The 17,780-nt window shown below is 52.2% G+C and carries 16 protein-coding genes; 7 read left to right on the top strand and 9 right to left on the bottom strand.

What is annotated here, in order from left to right; all coding sequences use genetic code 11:
- Window positions 1-473: 473 nt before the first annotated feature.
- Together yeaG and A6U95_RS19600 are read left to right on the top strand one after the other, a co-directional pair.
- Window positions 474-2,408 carry a protein kinase YeaG gene (gene yeaG, locus A6U95_RS19605; protein ID WP_021806619.1) on the top strand — a complete coding sequence of 645 codons (1,935 nt, stop codon included), beginning with the start codon at window positions 474-476 and terminating at the stop codon, window positions 2,406-2,408.
- A 103-nt stretch (window positions 2,409-2,511) separates the two neighbouring features.
- Window positions 2,512-3,780, top strand: coding sequence for a YeaH/YhbH family protein (locus A6U95_RS19600; protein ID WP_024485395.1), 1,269 nt, complete (start codon window positions 2,512-2,514; stop codon window positions 3,778-3,780).
- Between the two features lie 227 nt (window positions 3,781-4,007).
- Here the strand turns inward: A6U95_RS19600 and A6U95_RS19595 are convergent, their stop codons facing one another.
- From A6U95_RS19595 to A6U95_RS19570, 6 genes are all read right to left on the bottom strand, one after another.
- Window positions 4,008-4,442: a DUF2570 family protein gene (locus A6U95_RS19595; RefSeq protein ID WP_065685671.1), complete on the bottom strand. Its 435-nt coding sequence runs from the start codon at window positions 4,440-4,442 to the stop codon at window positions 4,008-4,010.
- Between the two features lie 356 nt (window positions 4,443-4,798).
- On the bottom strand, window positions 4,799-5,050 hold the full coding sequence (locus A6U95_RS19590) for a hypothetical protein (RefSeq protein WP_065685670.1): 252 nt from the start codon (window positions 5,048-5,050) through the stop codon (window positions 4,799-4,801).
- A gap of 97 nt (window positions 5,051-5,147) precedes the next feature.
- Complete coding sequence (locus tag A6U95_RS19585) at window positions 5,148-5,810, bottom strand: anti-sigma factor (protein ID WP_065685669.1); 663 nt, start codon at window positions 5,808-5,810, stop codon at window positions 5,148-5,150.
- Window positions 5,807-6,361 (bottom strand): sigma-70 family RNA polymerase sigma factor, encoded by a 555-nt coding sequence (locus A6U95_RS19580; RefSeq protein WP_024528767.1) that lies wholly within the window; start codon window positions 6,359-6,361, stop codon window positions 5,807-5,809. The genes A6U95_RS19585 and A6U95_RS19580 overlap by 4 nt, the downstream gene beginning before the upstream one ends.
- A 60-nt stretch (window positions 6,362-6,421) precedes the next feature.
- Window positions 6,422-6,982: a fasciclin domain-containing protein gene (locus A6U95_RS19575; protein ID WP_065685668.1), complete on the bottom strand. Its 561-nt coding sequence runs from the start codon at window positions 6,980-6,982 to the stop codon at window positions 6,422-6,424.
- 412 nt (window positions 6,983-7,394) lie between these two features.
- A complete protein-coding gene (locus A6U95_RS19570) occupies window positions 7,395-7,607 on the bottom strand; it encodes a cold-shock protein (protein ID WP_024485401.1) in 213 nt (70 codons plus the stop codon).
- A 359-nt stretch (window positions 7,608-7,966) separates the two neighbouring features.
- On the opposite strand from A6U95_RS19570, the gene A6U95_RS29995 reads away from it, so the two are divergent.
- Complete coding sequence (locus A6U95_RS29995) at window positions 7,967-8,143, top strand: GhoT/OrtT family toxin (RefSeq protein ID WP_074423378.1); 177 nt, start codon at window positions 7,967-7,969, stop codon at window positions 8,141-8,143.
- Window positions 8,144-8,188: 45 nt separating this feature from the next.
- On the opposite strand, the gene A6U95_RS19565 is transcribed toward A6U95_RS29995, so the two are convergent.
- Complete coding sequence (locus A6U95_RS19565) at window positions 8,189-10,306, bottom strand: TonB-dependent siderophore receptor (RefSeq protein ID WP_065685667.1); 2,118 nt, start codon at window positions 10,304-10,306, stop codon at window positions 8,189-8,191.
- Between the two features lie 324 nt (window positions 10,307-10,630).
- On the opposite strand from A6U95_RS19565, the gene A6U95_RS19560 reads away from it, so the two are divergent.
- The 3 genes from A6U95_RS19560 to A6U95_RS19550 all read left to right on the top strand — a co-directional run bounded on the left by A6U95_RS19560 (window position 10,631) and on the right by A6U95_RS19550 (window position 13,285).
- A complete protein-coding gene (locus tag A6U95_RS19560; RefSeq protein WP_065685666.1) occupies window positions 10,631-11,113 on the top strand; it encodes a hypothetical protein in 483 nt (160 codons plus the stop codon).
- Between the two features lie 295 nt (window positions 11,114-11,408).
- Window positions 11,409-11,969, top strand: a complete 561-nt coding sequence (locus A6U95_RS19555; RefSeq protein ID WP_065685665.1) for a 3'-5' exonuclease — start codon at window positions 11,409-11,411, stop codon at window positions 11,967-11,969.
- A 122-nt stretch (window positions 11,970-12,091) separates the two neighbouring features.
- On the top strand, window positions 12,092-13,285 hold the full coding sequence (locus A6U95_RS19550) for a multidrug effflux MFS transporter (protein WP_065685664.1): 1,194 nt from the start codon (window positions 12,092-12,094) through the stop codon (window positions 13,283-13,285).
- 2 nt (window positions 13,286-13,287) lie between these two features.
- Here A6U95_RS19550 and dadX read toward each other — a convergent pair whose 3' ends face one another.
- On the bottom strand, window positions 13,288-14,364 hold the full coding sequence (gene dadX, locus A6U95_RS19545) for a catabolic alanine racemase DadX (protein ID WP_065685663.1): 1,077 nt from the start codon (window positions 14,362-14,364) through the stop codon (window positions 13,288-13,290).
- Window positions 14,365-14,387: 23 nt separating this feature from the next.
- The gene (locus A6U95_RS19540; RefSeq protein WP_065685662.1) at window positions 14,388-15,692 is read right to left on the bottom strand and encodes a D-amino acid dehydrogenase; all 1,305 of its coding nucleotides are present in this window, start codon (window positions 15,690-15,692) and stop codon (window positions 14,388-14,390) included.
- A 526-nt stretch (window positions 15,693-16,218) separates the two neighbouring features.
- Here A6U95_RS19540 and A6U95_RS19535 point away from each other — a divergent pair.
- Entirely contained in the window at window positions 16,219-17,754 is a 1,536-nt protein-coding gene (locus tag A6U95_RS19535; RefSeq protein ID WP_065685847.1) for a SpoVR family protein, read from the top strand.
- Window positions 17,755-17,780: the final 26 nt, after the last annotated feature.

The raw sequence follows: 17,780 nt of genomic DNA, 5'->3' as shown, positions 1-17,780 counted from the left end.
GCGTTTTGAGTTTAGATATCTTCACTGGCTTTTTCCATAGATAACAAGATGTAATTAACCGCTATAGTTTATGTGAAAACCGAGGAGCCTGCCGGATCTTTACAATAGAAAACAACCAAGATCGAATAACTTAGAACCCAAAGATGAATTATTGATGGCAAAAAGATGACGTTTTTTGCCGCAACCCGCGCCAGACAAGGCATTTGCCGCCCCTCGCCATAACTGAGTCATTGAAATGACTTAAAAAAGACCCTTTCTCTTGCAGGAAATTTTCCAGTATGCAACTAAGCTTAAATTCAGAAGGTGAATTTAGGCTGAGCCCAGTGGCAATACAGCGCAACTCGCGAGAATAAGCGCACCAAGTTGGCATACGGGTTGCTGTACTCAGTCATAGCTTCACGCTTTCGGGAGCCAGAATACCAACACCAGCTCCTTTTTTAACCTGTGCTAATAACGAAAGGACGGGCATCGCCATGAACATATTTGACCACTATCGCCAGCGCTACGAAGCTGCCAAGGACGAAGAGTTCACACTGCAGGAATTTCTTTCCATCTGCCGGCAAGATCGCAGTGCCTATGCCAATGCGGCAGAACGTCTACTCATGGCTATCGGTGAACCAGTCATGGTCGATACCGCGCTTGAGTCGCGTATGTCTCGCCTGTTCTCCAACCGCGTGATCGCACGCTATCCGGCATTCGAGGAGTTCTACGGCATGGAAGAAGCTATCGAACAGATAGTTTCTTACCTGAAACACGCTGCCCAGGGCCTCGAAGAGAAGAAACAAATCCTTTATCTGTTGGGCCCGGTGGGTGGCGGTAAATCCTCGCTGGCAGAACGGCTAAAAGCCTTGATGCAGCGTGTGCCGATCTACACCCTGAGTGCCAACGGTGAGCGCAGCCCGGTCAATGACCATCCGCTGTGCCTGTTCAACCCGCAGGAAGATGCCACTATTCTGGAAAAAGAATACAACATCCCGACGCGCTATCTTGGCACCATTATGTCGCCGTGGGCCGCGAAACGCCTGCATGAGTTCGGCGGTGACATCACCAAATTCAAAGTGGTGAAGGTTCGTCCTTCAATACTTGAACAAATTGCCATCGCCAAAACCGAACCAGGCGACGAGAACAACCAGGATATTTCTGCGTTGGTCGGTAAAGTGGATATCCGTAAGTTGGAAAACCATGCGCAGAACGATCCGGATGCCTATGGCTACTCCGGCGCACTGTGCCGTGCCAACCAGGGGATCATGGAGTTCGTAGAGATGTTCAAAGCGCCGATCAAGGTGCTACATCCTCTGTTGACCGCCACCCAGGAGGGTAACTACAACGGTACCGAGGGGATCTCTGCCCTGCCGTTCAGCGGTATTATCCTGGCGCACTCTAACGAATCGGAATGGGTGACCTTCCGCAACAACAAAAATAACGAGGCCTTCCTCGACCGTGTTTACATCGTCAAGGTGCCTTACTGCCTGCGGGTGTCGGAAGAGATTAAAATCTACGACAAACTGCTGGATAACAGCGAACTGACCCACGCGCCTTGCGCCCCTGGCACGTTGGAAACGCTGGCTCGCTTTACCGTACTTTCGCGTATGAAAGAGCCAGACAACTCCAGCATCTATTCGAAGATGCGTGTCTACGATGGTGAAAGCCTGAAAGACACCGATCCGAAGGCCAAGTCGTATCAGGAATATCGTGACTATGCCGGGGTGGATGAAGGTATGAACGGCCTTTCGACCCGTTTCGCCTTCAAAATTCTGTCTCGGGTGTTCAACTTTGACCATGCCGAAGTCGCGGCTAACCCGGTACACCTATTCTATATACTGGAACAGCAGATCGAGCGTGAGCAGTTCCCGCAGGATCTGGCGGAGAAATACCTGGAGCACCTGAAAGGCTACCTGATCCCGAAATACGCCGAGTTTATCGGCAAAGAGATCCAGACCGCCTATCTGGAATCCTACTCGGAATACGGCCAGAATATTTTTGACCGCTACGTGACCTATGCAGACTTCTGGATCCAGGATCAGGAGTACCGTGATCCGGATACCGGCCAGCTGTTTGACCGTGAGTCATTGAATGCTGAACTGGAGAAAATCGAGAAGCCAGCGGGTATCAGCAACCCGAAAGATTTCCGCAACGAAATCGTCAACTTTGTCCTGCGTGCCCGTGCCAATAACAGCGGCCGGAACCCGAACTGGACCAGTTACGAGAAGCTGCGTACGGTCATCGAGAAGAAAATGTTCTCGAACACCGAAGAGCTGCTGCCAGTCATTTCCTTTAATGCTAAAACCTCAACGGATGAGCAGAAAAAACACGATGACTTCGTTGACCGGATGATGGAGAAAGGTTACACCCGCAAGCAGGTTCGTCTACTGTGCGAATGGTATCTGCGGGTGAGAAAATCTTCATAAACCGACGACCGCTGACGTCATAGATAGCCTATACCTGGGGATTTCGGGTTGTCGCCTGAAATCCCCAAGGTAGAGAAAGTTGGCAACGTTGTTTGGGGGATGTATGGCGTATTTCATTGACCGACGGCTGAATGGCAAAAACAAGAGCATGGTGAACCGCCAGCGCTTCTTGCGTCGCTATAAGTCGCAAATCAAACAGTCGATTGCCGAAGCCATCAACAAGCGTTCGGTCACCGACGTGGACAGCGGGGAATCGGTTTCGATCCCCGGTGGCGATATCAACGAGCCAATGTTCCATCAAGGGCGCGGCGGTAAACGCCATCGCGTTCATCCAGGTAACGATCACTTCGTACAAAATGACCGCGTTGAACGCCCACAAGGCGGCGGAGGTGGTGGTGGCGGCCAGGGCAATGCCAGCCAGGATGGGGATGGCCAGGATGAATTTGTCTTCCAGATCTCCAAAGATGAGTATCTCGACCTGTTGTTCGAGGATCTGGCGCTGCCTAACCTGAAGAAAAATCAGTACAAACAGCTGACCGAATACAAAACCCACCGTGCTGGCTACACCGCCAACGGCGTACCGGCCAATATCAGCGTGGTGCGTTCGCTGCAAAACTCGCTGGCGCGACGAACCGCCATGACCGCCGGTAAACGACGTGCTCTGCATGAGCTTGAAGACAGCCTTGCCCAGTTGGAAAACACCGAACCGGTGCAACTGCTGGAAGAAGAGCGCATGCGTAAGGAGATTGCCGAGTTGCGCAAGAAAATCGACAGCGTGCCGTTTATCGACACCTTCGACCTGCGCTACAAGAACTACGAACGTCGACCTGAACCCTCAAGCCAGGCGGTCATGTTCTGCCTGATGGACGTTTCTGGCTCAATGGATCAGGCAACCAAAGACATGGCCAAACGCTTTTATATTCTGCTGTATCTGTTCCTCAGCCGAACCTATAAGAACGTTGAGGTGGTCTATATTCGTCACCATACCCAGGCGAAAGAAGTGGATGAGCAGGAGTTCTTCTACTCGCAGGAAACTGGCGGCACCATAGTTTCCAGCGCCCTGAAGCTGATGAACGAAGTGGTCGAGGAGCGTTACGATCCCGCACAGTGGAATATCTATGCCGCTCAGGCTTCGGACGGGGATAACTGGGCTGATGATTCACCACTGTGCCATGAACTGTTGTCAAAAAACATTCTGCCGATGGTGCGTTACTACAGCTATATCGAAATTACCCGCCGTGCTCACCAGACGCTGTGGCGTGAATATGAGCATCTGCAGGCGACGTTTGAAAACTTTGCCATGCAGCATATCCGCGAGCCGGATGATATCTATCCGGTGTTCAGGGAACTGTTTCACAAGCAGACCGCGTGATCTAATAGAAAACGGCCAGCAACGAGAGTTAGCTGGCCGTTTTAGCTCCCAGGGGCGTGCATCCTCACCCTTCCGCCAAGTTCTAACATGCTCAACCGCTATAAATTCAGCAGCACTGCCATTTGATCAACGCTTCGATACGTGAGGCACAGATATCAAGCTCACTCTGGCTCACCTGTAAGGCCATCACGGCATCCCCGAAAGTCTCCCCGGTAAACGGTGTCTTCTCACACTTCTGTAGCAATACCGCTGGTGGATACACGTAGATCAACTGCGGAGCTGGCGGCACCGGTTTTGGCTGTTCCGCGCAGGATATCGAGAGCATCAGCAGGCAACCGCTGATGACCGCAGTCGTTATCCTCCAGCGCTTTACGTAACGTTCTATTTTCAGCATCGGCTTTTACTCTCTTTTGCTGTTCAATCATGAGCTGTTGTTCGGTCGCACGACGATCGGCATCCGCAGCACCTTTCAGCGCATTGATGGTTTCATCCCTGCCGATTAATGCGGAGCCCAACGCCTTGTTATCTTTTTGATACTGGCCTATGTCGGCATTCAACGCATCAATACGCTGACTCATGCCAAACAACAGGGCTGCGAAACCTAAGATCATCAGTAGCTGCCAATGGCCTTTGGAAAACTGGATTAACCCTGCCAGGCTCATGATAGAAATACCTCGCACTCGGCAGGCTGGCGACTCCCTAAGTCCCGCCGTTCGTGATCCTTGGCAAATTTCCAGTAAAGAGAGCGACTGCCAGCACTTTGTATATTTGTCTGCATTTGAGATACCCCTGACGGATCCAAAACACCTGTTTGTATGAACAGTATCTCAACGAAGAAGGATTGGGGATATTCGAAGGGGTTGTACCAGCCATGCCACAACTCGCTCTCTGCCGATAGTGAGCATTAGCAATGAAAAAATCCCACCGAAGCGAGATTTTTGCATTGGATAACCCAACTTATTGCTGGTTGATGTGGCGTTTCACTCAATGGGTAGGTGTTTGCGAGGATGATGCCAAGTCACAACAGATATCTAAAATCGTGGATATCAGGGAACAGGCCGACCGTCCTAAGATGGCGGTTGCAGATAAACCAGATCTCATCCCGGTCGTTCGAGAGGATGAAATAAGCATCGGCGGTTTCCGAAGGATTGTACATCCCCAGAGCACGATACGCCGTATTCGGCGTGAAGCCGCTATCCAACGGATAAGGCTTGGGTGCATTTTCCATCTGCACCACTCTCAAGTACAACCCTTGCTCGATCCATATCATAAAGTCACCTGTAACGAACGTTGATAACTTTAGTATGGTCGTAAATAGGATTATCGTCGCCGTCAGTGAAAAATCATCGGCAAGAATATCAATCAGATCACAGTGAAGTTAACTGGCCGCTGTACAGTACCGGACCGGTAGGAAGCCCTGTAGGTGAGCCCCCCGCTGGCTCCAGGCTGATGGCAATGGTCATGCCCTGCGCCAGCGTCATCGAGTTCACTGCCAGCTCGGTCGGCTTCTCTGCGGCAACCAACCCTAAGGAACGCGGCTTTTCACCAGGCGGGATCGCCCACAGTTGCAGGCTATTGGCTACGGCTAGCGTTTGCGGGTTAAGCGGGGTCAGTCTCAGATGGCGTTTGCCACTGTCCATGCTGACAATCCATTGCCCAGTGCCCTGCTGACCTGCATTGAGCACCACTGCCGGAGCAAAATCCGGCGGCTGTGTGATAAAGCGCGGCACCAGCAACAACGCGGCCAAACCGGCTGCCAGCGCCCAACCAAGATAGTCCCAGCGTTTACGTCGCGGTACTGCCTCAATGGGCAAACCAAGCTGGATCTTTTTCCACACGCGTTCCGGTGGCAATACTGGGGTCAGCGCCAGATCCAACGGAGCCAGCAGTGTTTGCCAACGTGCCACCAAGGCAGCTAGCGTCGGTTCCCGCTGGATACGCCGTTCAAAGTGCAACCGCGCGGGCCCGCGCAACGTGCCTAAGGCATATTCCGCTGCTAAAGCCGAGTCATACTCACCTTTGCTTTTCATAGGCCCACACAGTTTTTCAAATGATCCAACGCCCGGCGGATCCAGCTTTTGATCGTGCCAAGCGGTTGTTGCAGATGTGCCGAAACCTCACCATGAGACATGCCTTGGTAGTAAGCCAACACAATGCTCTGCCGTTGTTCAACGTTCAGATGGTTCAGGCACTCGGCCAGTTTTCCAGCCTCCTCACCCAGCAGCAACTGACTGACAGGTTCTTCCGTGCTCGCCCCCAGGTCATCCAGCCACTCCTCTTCCGTTTGCCCCGCCCGGCCACCGGCACCACGCAGCCAATCAATAGCCTTGTTGCGCACAATGTGCGTCAGCCAGGTCAACGGGGAGCTGAGATTGGGGTCATAGCTGGCAGCGCGATTCCATACGCTGATAAAGCTTTCGTGTAGCACCTCTTCGGCCCAGGACTGGCGACGCAGTAAACGCAGAGCAACGGCAAACAATCGGGGCGAGGTCTGCCGATAGAGTTGTTCAAACGCGTTGCGGTCGCCAAGCGCAACGGCCTGCATCAATTCGACATGCTGTTCGGGAAGTGCTTTGGTCATGTCCTGTCCTATCAAGGTGCGGGCAGCCTTTTGGCAGCCTGCACCTAGTATAGACGGGATTTATTTTGGCAACAGAACGCTATCGATAACGTTGATCACGCCATTTTTCTGATAAACATCATAGGTGCTGATGTTGGCAATATGACCTTGACCATCTTTGAGCTGAATATTGTGTGGGCCGTTATTCATAATCCACAGCGGTTGGCCATTCACCGTTTTCAGCTCGGCTGTGCCGTGCCCTTCCTTGATTTTCTTCTCCAGCTGTTTCATATCATAGCGGCCAGCAACCACATGGTAGGTCAGCACTCCGGTCAGTGCCGCCTTGTTCTCAGGTTTGAGCAAGGTGTCGACCGTTCCGGATGGCAGTTTGGCAAAGGCTTCATTGGTCGGAGCAAACACCGTAAACGGACCGGCGCCTTGCAAAGTATCAACCAGACCAGCAGCCTTCACCGCAGCGACCAACGTGGTGTGATCTTTGGAGTTGAGGGCATTCTCGACAATATTTTTGCTAGGGTACATGGCGGCACCGCCCACCATTACCGTATCGGACATCATGGCAGCCATTGAGACGCTACTGAACAACAGTGATGAGCACAGGGCAGTACAGAGAAGCTTTTTCATGGTCATATCCTCGAAGGGTGATGTGGGAAGATGTCCTCACATAGCCATATACGTAGTGAACGAGAATATTGGATGCAGTAATCTGAAAATATTTTCCGTGCGGGGAAAATGGATGTAAAAAACCCCGGCGTAAACGCCAGGGTTAAAAGTAGTGCCGGTCGCTTTCCCGGCTGTCATGATGCGGCGCAAGCGTCCATCGAACACTCCAGCATTGCACGGCCTAAGCACGGCCTTTTCACAACAGAAAAGCAAACTTTGGTGAAATTGGCTTTTCTGTCTACCCTCATGGCAAGGAGGATATATTCAACCCCGGCACCAGGCCGGAGTTGATGTGGTAGTGTTAATATCGCTTGTCTGCTCCGGCCTAAACCATCATCGCTATTGCAAGTTTCAACCACACTACCGAGTCACATTACATTGCTGTAACGTTAACCGCTGATGGGCCTTTGGCGCCATTTTCGATGCTGAATTCAACCTGCTGGCCTTCATCAAGCGTTTTGTAATCATTACCCTGGATTGCAGAGAAGTGTACGAACACGTCTTTGCTGCCATCAGCAGGAGAAATGAAACCAAAACCTTTACCAGCGTCAAACCATTTTACTAAACCAGTCATTTTATTAGACATAGATACTTCCTTCATTGTTTTTTTAGGCCGCCATAATGGCGAATGAGGTCTGCAATTCAGTGGAAACTTATGGGGGCACTAGAAGGAAATTCGCGGAAGAAGAGGTATCTGTCGGATATCGCTAATACTGAGAACTACTTTACTAAAACTGCTTTCATAAGGTCTGTACTTCAAACCGATGACGCTATTTACTCATAACCCAGAGTTATTAGCAAGGGCTATTTATAATTAATTTCGATAAGGCGCTCTTTCACCCGTGCGACAAGCCGCCCTTCCCACCCTTTTACACCGCATTAACACATTGATTACTTGTGGGGAGCCGCCTAGAATGGGCGGTAAAAATTACCGGGATGGTTTTCATGTTATCGCTGTGGGAAGTCACGCAATACGTTTATTTTATTGGCCTGTTGGTTTCGATGATTATCACTTTTCTGGTCAGCCGCGATACCCTCCCCATCCGTATGCTTAGCGCGCTGATCATCGGCCTGACCTGGCCACTCAGCCTGCCCGTGGTGCTGCTGTTTTCGCTGTTTTAGCGCCTCATCCCGCTAACATTCAGCGGGATGAGTATGGTTTAGCCGTTAAAAGTCATAGCCCACGGTAGCGATTACCGAACGCCCCGCTCCCCAATAGCAGTAGCCAGTGCCATAGCAGCCAGCAACATATTCCCGGTCCGTCAGGTTATTGGCATTCAACTGCACATAAGCCCCTTTCAACGACGGTTTTACGCTGTCCAGATCCATGCGCACGGAAGCATCCAGCAGCGTGACCGAAGGAATACGCAAGGTATTCTCATTATCCGCCCACTGTTTGCCAATATAACGTACGCCAGCCCCCAGATTGATACCTAGCCCCGCCTTGTACTGCCCCCATAAAGAGGCCATCTGATTAGGCGCCAGGTATGGCGTATTGCCATCGTTACCGTCAACGGCGTCTTTGAATTTCACTTGGTTATAGCTGTAACCCGCAATGACGTTCAGGCGCTCGCTCACCTGGCTACGGGCCTCCAGTTCAATCCCTTGTGAATGTACCTTACCGGCAGGCACATAATAACTGTCCTTCACCACGCGGTTAGCTACGTCATTCTGCGTCAGGTCATAGAGGGCAATGCTATAGATCGAGCTGCTGCCAGGAGGCTGATACTTCAGCCCAGCCTCATATTGCTCGCTGGTGGTCGGTTTGAGCAGATGCCCCTCTTTATCGGCAAGGACCGCTGGCGTCACCGCGGAGCTGTAACTCATATACGGCGAGAAACCGCTGTCAAAGTGGTACAGCAAAGAGGCTCTCCCCGTAAAGTGGTCGTCAGTACGGGCATCGGTAGAATCGGTATTCAGCACGGTATTCTTGGTTTCCAAACGGTCAACGCGCCCGGAAAGATTGAGATACCAGTTGTCGAGGCTGACTTCATCCTGCAGATAGACTCCAGTCTGCTCATAACGCCGTTTGGAATCGGTATGACTGAGAATAGTAATATCTGGCCCGCCGGAAACGCCGGTGAATGGGTTCAACGGCGTGGCCGAACCAGACTCTTCCCACAAGTTATTGGTAAAACGCTGATAATCCAGCCCCAGCATCACCTTATGTTCCAACGCGCCAGTTGCGAACTCCGCCGCCAGTTGGTTATCCACGGCATAAGCATCCAATGACGTATTGGAGCCGCTGTACCAGCGGTTTAATTCGCTGCGGTCGGCGTTCCAGCCAATCTGGTAAACCTGCTCCAGCTCCACGTTGGAGTGGGTGTAGCTGGCATTTTGACGGAATGACCAGACGTCATTAAAACTATGTGAGAAGTCATAACTGTAGATTTGCTGCCAACGTTTGAACACATTGCGGCTGCTTTCGCCGTCAAAAAATCCCCGGCCAAGCTTGTCCCCACTGGTGGTATAAATACTGCCGTCTGACGGCACCGCGCTGTGGTAGCCACCGGAAGGGTCTTTTTGCAGATTGGCCTGCAGCAGCAAAGAGGTATTTTCATCCGGTTGCCACAGCAACGAAGGCGAAATCGCATAGCGCTCTTCACGCTGATGGTCATACATGGTGTCGCTGGTGCGGGTAATGCCGGTCAAACGGTATGCCCACTGATCGTTCAATGCCCCAGTCGAATCAAACGCACCGCCTTTGGTATTGTTGTTTCCGGCCATCACATTGACGTGATTTTCACTGGCAAACTGCGGCCGTTTGCTGGTCATCGCCACCAATCCGCCAGGGATACTTTGCCCATACATCACGGACGACGGGCCCTTAATCACGTCTATGCGTTCCAGGAACCAAGGGTCGATCTGCAAAGCGTTATAACTGCCGCCGTCGCTAAGCAGGCGTAGGCCGTTCAGGAAGGTGTTATTGACGTCGCCACCGTGAAAACCGCGCAGAGCGATAGTATCGTAACGCGTCGCGCCACCAGAAAAGTTAGTAAAAACGCCTGGGGTATATTTCAGCGCATCGTTAACCGTCAAAGCCCCTTGGTCGCTCATCTGTTGGCGTGTTACTACGGAGACGGATTGTGCAGTGAGTACCAGGGGCCGATCTGTTTTAGTGGCCCCCTGGCTGGTGCTGGCCTCATAGCCATGCGTCGCCGTTTCCGCCGTATCGGCGGGTTTGGCCGTTACCACGAGGGTATCTTCAGCTAAAGAGGTCAATGGCAGGAAAATCGCTAACGAGCAGTAAAGATAAGAACGACTGGCAGGAAAAAACGCAGGCATACCTGTATTCCCCATGGGATCTATTGAAATTGCACCGAAAACGTACCGTGCTGGCAACGCTGGCCAGTTTGGCGTACAGAGGTCACGGTGCTCTGATGTTGTTAGACATGAAATACTAATAACAATGATAATTATTATCTTTACTATTAATGAATACAAGTAGCAAAATGCACTCTGGTGAAGGGGGGTTCAGGCGGGTTTATTGGCTTATGAACGGTACGTCATTATGGATAAAACATTTTTCTTAGCAGGTTATGCTGCTGAGGCGTTTAGTTTTCATTTAGCTGTTAAATGCTATAAATCTGGATAACTCAAGGAGAGTGCATGACTCAAACAGCAAATCCCATCTCAGCCCCCTCCAGAAGATTGAAAGTGGTCTATGGCTGGTATGTTTATACGGTGTATGCGTTACTGGTCTTTAATCTCTATCTGGCGGTATACAACACTTGCGTTCGCCACCCCTTTGAATCACCGTTAATCTCCATGGCTCATAGCCTGTTTATCGCTTTTCTGCTCAGCCAGATCCTGAAGAAACGAAGAGGCTTCAGTTGGGTATTGCTGATCTACTTTATGACCATGCGCCTGTATTACGCCAATATTTTGCATACTGACTTTTCTGCCACCAGCCTGAGCCTGGTTTGGGTCGTCATGACACTGCTGCTGGCTGGTACGCTGTCTGTCAGGCAATTCAACGCTAACAAGGTACAACAGGAATGGTTGGCGCGCTTTGGTTGGCGCCAATGGGCAGTGTTAGTTGGGCTAGCGGCGATATTGACGCTATTACTCACCCGCGACTATCTGGGGTGACAGGTGACTCCGGGATGTGAGGTTCAGAGATATCTACCATGCGGCAGATTTTACTTAAGTTTTGCGCGTTTTCGCAGATTTTATCGGTAACGTAAACGCCAAAATAGCCTAATACCAGCAGATAGCCGATCATACATAGAATAAAAATAAGTGTTCTCAACGCTAGCTACCAACTCTGCAACATGACTAAAGTCATCATACCGTGAACAGACCGTTTTCGCCTATTTCAAAGTAACTGGATATTCTGCCAGACTGTATGCAGTACCATCCCGAGCTTGTTCAGCCTGGAGACCCCATGAACCATTTGATGCTAGATATTGAAACGCTGGATATTACCCCGAGCGCGGTGATCCTGGTGGTTGCCGGCGTGTTTTTTAACCCCAAGACCGGTGAATTAGGGGCAGAATTTGAAGCGGCAGTGAACAGCCAGCAGGAACAACCGGGCCGGACAATCAGTCTGGATACCGTAGCCTGGTGGGCAAAACAGTCAGACGAAGCTCGTAAACAGGCTTTCGGAGGCAGCGAAAGTCTCAAGCGGGTCTTGACCAACCTGAGCCGTTTTATTCATATGCACAGCACCGACACGGTGAAAGTCTGGGGTAATGGCAAAGAGTTTGACTGTTCGATCCTGGAACATGCCTACCACCAGTTGGCAATGCCTTGCCCCTGGAAGTTCTGGGATACCCAAGATGCCCGCACTATCATTACGCTGGCAGAGTTGCATGGTTTCAATCCCAAGAAACAGCGTCCGTTTGAAGGCACACCACACCGGGCGCTGGATGATGCCAAACACCAGGCACGCTACGTTGCGGATACCATTTCGGCGCTTTATTACCGCCAGCCCGCGGCAAAATGATCGCGCCAGGGAAAATCAAGCGCAAACGGTTTCCTGTCTGTCATCAATACGTTATCGCTTCCCATTTGCGGTTGGGATCTCTACTCTAGTCCTCTTTGTCATTCGGATGTGCCATTTTTGTTATGCAAAAATTTCTCTTTCTCCTGCTAAGCTTGGTGTTGCTCGGCCCTCTGGGAATCGATCTCTATCTGCCCACCATTCCTGCCATTGCCCTGGGCCTTAACAGCAGCGAAGCCTTAATCCAATCCACCATTTCGCTGTTTATTCTGGTGTTGGGTCTTGGCCAGGTGATCGCCGGTCCGCTGGTGGATAATTACGGTCGTAAACCGGTGGCCATCGCCGGGATCCTGATTTATATGGCGGGCGCAGTAATGGCTGCGCTGGCGACAACGGCAGAAATTTTTGTCGCTTCGCGCCTGATGCAAGGCGTGGCCGTTTGCTGTACCGCCGTTGTCGCATTCAGTGGCGTGCGCGATCGAATGAATGGCGATGACGCCGCACGCGCTTTCGGTTTCCTCAACGGCACGCTGAATATCATTCCTGCACTGGCCCCGCTGCTCGGTGGCTTGCTGGCAGAAGCCTTCGGCTGGCGCGCACCATTCTGGTTCCTGGTGGGTTATGCCGCAGTGGTGTTATTGCTGGTCATCTTCTTCCTGCCGGAAACCCGCCCCGCGACTACCGTAGCTGTCAAAGGGCTCCCGGTACGACAGTATCTGCGCATTCTTGGCGATCGCCGGTTTATTTCCTTTGCGGTGGTCAATGCAGGGGCAATGGGGATGGCGCTGACCTATGTCTCATTGGCACCTAACGTGCTGATGGGCACCGCCGGGCTATCACCGTTGCAGTTCTCTTTGGTATTTGGTGCCAACGGTTTCTGGATCATGCTGGTCAGCTTTGTCGCCAACCGCATCATTCACAAGATTGGCCGCCCTTTCTGCCTGGCGACCGGCGGCATACTGATGGGGTTAGGCTGTCTTGCTTTAGTGTTGGGCGTGGCACTGCTGGGAGAAGCTGCACAAAGCCATTGGTTGGCTTATATCCTGCCCGTGGCCTGCGCCTGCGCCGGATTGGCTTTTGTCATGGGGCCGTCAACCAGCTATGCGTTAGAGCCTTACTCTAACGAAGCAGGTGTGGCTTCAGCACTGGTAGGCTTTATTCAGATGGCCGGAGGTGCCGCACTGGGCCTGATCGCCATGGCGTTACCCCTGCAGCCCAAACTGTCGCTGGCGTTAGTGATGTTGGTAGGTTGCCTGCTGGCGCTACACGCACGGCAGCGCAGCAAGCAAATCAAAGGGCAGTTGAAAAAAATCGGCTAAGTCTATTCTTCAACAACAATAGGCACTCGTGCCGCCAAGGCTGTCAGCAGCTCGTAACCCAAGGTTCCAGCTGCGGCAGCCACATCATCAACGTGCAGATGCCTCCCCCACAGTTCGACGTCAGTACCAATGGTTGCCTGCGGGCACGGTGTCAGATCCACCGTCATCATATCCATGGAAACCGAACCTACCGTATGTGTCAGAACATCGTCCACCCAGACCGGAGTGCCGGTGGGCGCATGGCGAGGGTAGCCGTCCGCATAACCACAGGCCACGACGCCGATACGCTGCGCCCCACCAGCGGCATAACGCCAGCCATACCCCACCCGGTCTCCCGCTTGCAGCTGTTGGATGCCAATGATTTTGCTGCTCAGCGTCATCGCCGGTTGCAAACCGGTAGCGGCGATGTCCTGCCAGTTGCCGCTGGGTGATGCGCCATAAAGTATAACCCCCGGCCTCACCCATTCCCCCTGCGTCTGTGGGTGCCACAAGGTGGCCGCCGAGTTGGCCAGACAACGAGGCAGATCAATCGCAGCAGTAGCGCGTTCAATCACCGCCATCTGCTCCGTTACGCCTTCAGCACCGTCGGCGGTGGCGAAGTGGCTCATTAGCGTTATCGAACCAATATTACGCAACTCCTTTGCGGTTAACCAAGCGCTGTGCAACTGCTCCGGGGCAAACCCTAGGCGGTTCATACCACTGTTCAACTTGAGATAAACATCCAAAGGGGCCTGTAAACGCGCTTCGGCAATCGCCTGTAGTTGCCAGTCACTGTTCACCGCCGTGGTTAACCGGTAACGGTCGATCAGCATCAGGTCTGCGGGCTGAAAAAAACCCTCCAGCAGCAGAATCGGCCCCTGCCAGCCAGATTCGCGTAGTAACACTGCCTCGGCCAGATCGAGCAAGGCAAAACCATCGCTATTCTCGCCTAGGCTGCGCCAGACATGCTGCAAACCGTGGCCATAAGCATTGGCCTTAACAACGGCCCAGATTTTAGCCGAAGGAGCAAAACGACGAACTACCTGCAGGTTATTGGTCAACGCGGCCAAATGCAGCGTAGCGGTAATCGGGCGAGGCATGGGATCTCCTATCAGATTGGGGTTCAGCGTGCCGGGTGCACGTCATTCAAGGGAACAACAGGTCCCTGCCGAAAGTCTGCGCGGTAACGCGCCACCGCCAGATCGTCTGAAGCAATGGCCGGGGTGACCCCAGAGATCAAGTCGGCAAGCAACTGCCCGGAGCCGCAGGCCATCGTCCAACCCAAGGTGCCATGGCCGGTATTCAAATAGAGATTTTTCAGTGGGGTGCGCCCCACGATCGGCGTGCCATCTGGCGTCATCGGGCGCAGCCCCGTCCAGAATGTGGCCTCCTCAACCCGCCCACCGTTCGGATACAGATCGCGTACTACCATTTCCAGCGTTTCACGCCGCTTCTGTTCCAACTGGGTATTGAAGCCAACAATTTCCGCCATACCGCCCACACGGATGCGCTTATCGAAGCGAGTAATGGCAATTTTATAGGTTTCGTCCAGCACGGTAGAGAATGGCGCGGCCGCTTCATCGGCGATCGGGATGGTTAATGAGTAACCTTTCAGCGGATAAACCGGAATGGACACCAGATCGCGCAGTAGCGCGGTAGAATAGGCGCCGAACGCCACAACATAGCTATCGGCAGTCATGATTTCACCATCACACTGCACGCCGGTAATCTTATCTCCTTCCACCAGCAAGCGTTCAACGTTGCGGTTAAACAGGAAATTCACTCCGGCCTGCTGAGCCAGCTTGGCCAACTGCTGGGTGAACAGTTGGCAGTCCCCGGTTTCATCATTCGGCAGCTGTAAACCGCCGGTAAGCTTATGGGCAACCTGCGACAACGCCGGTTCGACCGTCGCCAACTGGCTGGCCTCCAGCAGTTTGTAAGGCACTCCGGCGTCCTCCAGCACGGCAATGTCCTTGGCAGCGCTGTCAAACTGCTGCTGGGTGCGGAACAGCTGCAGCGTACCGCCTTGACGGCCTTCATACTGAATCCCGGTTTCCTGCCGCAGAGCTTTAATGCAGTCGCGGCTGTATTCCGCCAGACGCACCATACGGCCTTTGTTGGTCATATAGTGGGCGGTATCGCAGTTTTTCAGCATCTGCCACATCCAACGCAGTTGGAAACTGCTGCCATCGAGGCGGACTGCCAACGGCGCGTGACGTTGGAACATCCATTTGATCGCCTTCAACGGTACCCCAGGTGCTGCCCAAGGTGCGGCGTAACCCGGAGATATTTGCCCGGCATTGGCCGCACTGGTTTCCAAGGCTGGCCCGGGTTGACGATCGATCACCGTCACCTCATGGCCCGCTTTTGCCAAATACCAAGCACTGGCAACCCCTACCACTCCGCTACCTAAAATAACCACTCTCATCGCTGACTCCAGCTCAAGGATCGATAAAGCACAATCTACCAATAACAGGAAATTAACTCAGTGGAAAAAACTACTCAACAAATCGTTTATTAATCGTGACAATATTCACAATTATTTTATCGTTGATACGCCCGGCTTTGGCAATAGCGGATAAAAAATAACGATAAGATACTGTTAAAGCGCATTTTGCCGATAAAACAGGCTATTCATCCCCCGAACACATCAGCGAAAATCTCCAGTTGTACAGGCAATGACAACCTACGCATTGCAGAATATAAATCTTTTAAATTAAATACTTCAGGAGAATAATTCCAACCATGACCATTACACATCAGTTTCCTCTGCCTCACGGTTCGAATGCCTGGTTGAGTGCCGACACAGGCCGCAAAGCTGGCTTAAGCGTAGCTACCCCAAGTGGTTATCAGTGCTCAGCACGGATGATTTCAAACGATTTATTACGACTTGGACTATCATTGTTAAAGGGTCTGCCAAAAGAGCCGACGCCGTTCATAACGAGGGTGCGCTGATGACTACTTCGACACAGAAAAAGGTTAAGGAAGATAAACGTCTGAGCGATGGACCGGACTGGACATTCGACCTGTTGCAGGTATATCTGGAACAGATTGACCGGGTTGCCAAACATTACCGGCTCGACACCTATCCGCATCAGATCGAGGTCATCACCTCCGAGCAGATGATGGATGCCTATTCCAGCGTCGGGATGCCGATCAACTATACCCATTGGTCATTCGGTAAAAAGTTCATCGAAACCGAACAGCGCTATAAGCATGGCCAGCAGGGGTTGGCCTATGAGATCGTGATCAACTCCAACCCGTGTATTGCCTATCTGATGGAAGAAAACACCATCACCATGCAAGCACTGGTTATGGCTCATGCCTGCTATGGGCACAACTCGTTTTTCAAAAATAACTATCTATTCCGCAGTTGGACCGACGCCAGTTCGATCGTCGATTATCTGCTGTTCGCCCGCCATTACATCAGCGAGTGTGAGGAACGCTATGGCGTGGAAGAAGTAGAAAAGCTGCTGGACTCTTGCCATGCGCTGATGAATTACGGGGTCGATCGCTACAAACGGCCACAAAAAATCTCGCTGGTAGAAGAAAAAGCCCGTCAAAAGAGCCGTGAGGAGTATCTGCAAAGTCAGGTCAACTCGCTGTGGAAAACCTTGCCGCGAGTCGATCGCGAAGCCCTGCCGGAACAGGCCGTGCGTTTCCCACGGGAGCCGCAGGAAAACATTCTCTACTTTATGGAGAAAAACGCCCCGTTGCTGGAATCCTGGCAGCGTGAAGTGCTGCGCATCGTGCGTAAGGTAAGCCAGTATTTCTACCCGCAAAAACAGACGCAGGTGATGAACGAGGGCTGGGCCACCTTCTGGCATTACAGCATCCTTAACCACCTGTATGACGAAGGGCGCGTGACGGATCGCTTTATGCTCGAGTTCTTGCATAGCCATACCAATGTGGTCTACCAACCACCGTACAACAGCCAATACTACAACGGTATCAACCCGTACGCGCTTGGCTTTGCCATGTTCCAGGATATCAAACGGATCTGTCAGTCGCCGACCGAAGAAGATCGCTACTGGTTCCCGGATTTCGCCGGCAAGGACTGGTTGGATACCCTGCACTTCGCCATGCGTGACTTCAAGGATGAGAGTTTTATCAGCCAGTTCCTGTCACCGAAGGTGATGCGTGATTTCCGCTTGTTTACCGTGCTGGATGACGATCGCAACAATTACCTGGAGATTTCAGCGATCCATAACGAAGCGGGCTACCGGGCGATACGTCAGGAGCTGTCGGCTCAGTACAACCTGAGTAACCACGAGCCCAATATTCAGGTCTGGAATGTGGATCTGCGTGGCGACCGTTCATTAACGCTGCGCTATATTCCACAGGACCGGGCACCATTGGATAAAAGCCGCCGAGAGGTGATGAAGCATCTGCATCGTCTGTGGGGGTTCGACATTATTCTGGAGCAGCAAAACGAAGATGGCAGCGTTGAATTGCTGGATCGCTGCCCACCAAGACCCAACGCGTTATAAAGCAGCAATATGACAAAGGGGCGCAT

This window comes from Serratia sp. 14-2641, from assembly GCF_001692375.1.
Classification (GTDB): domain Bacteria; phylum Pseudomonadota; class Gammaproteobacteria; order Enterobacterales; family Enterobacteriaceae; genus Chania; species Chania fonticola_C.
Note: the sequence above shows the minus strand (reverse complement) of the source record. Positions and strands in the feature narration are given on the sequence as shown.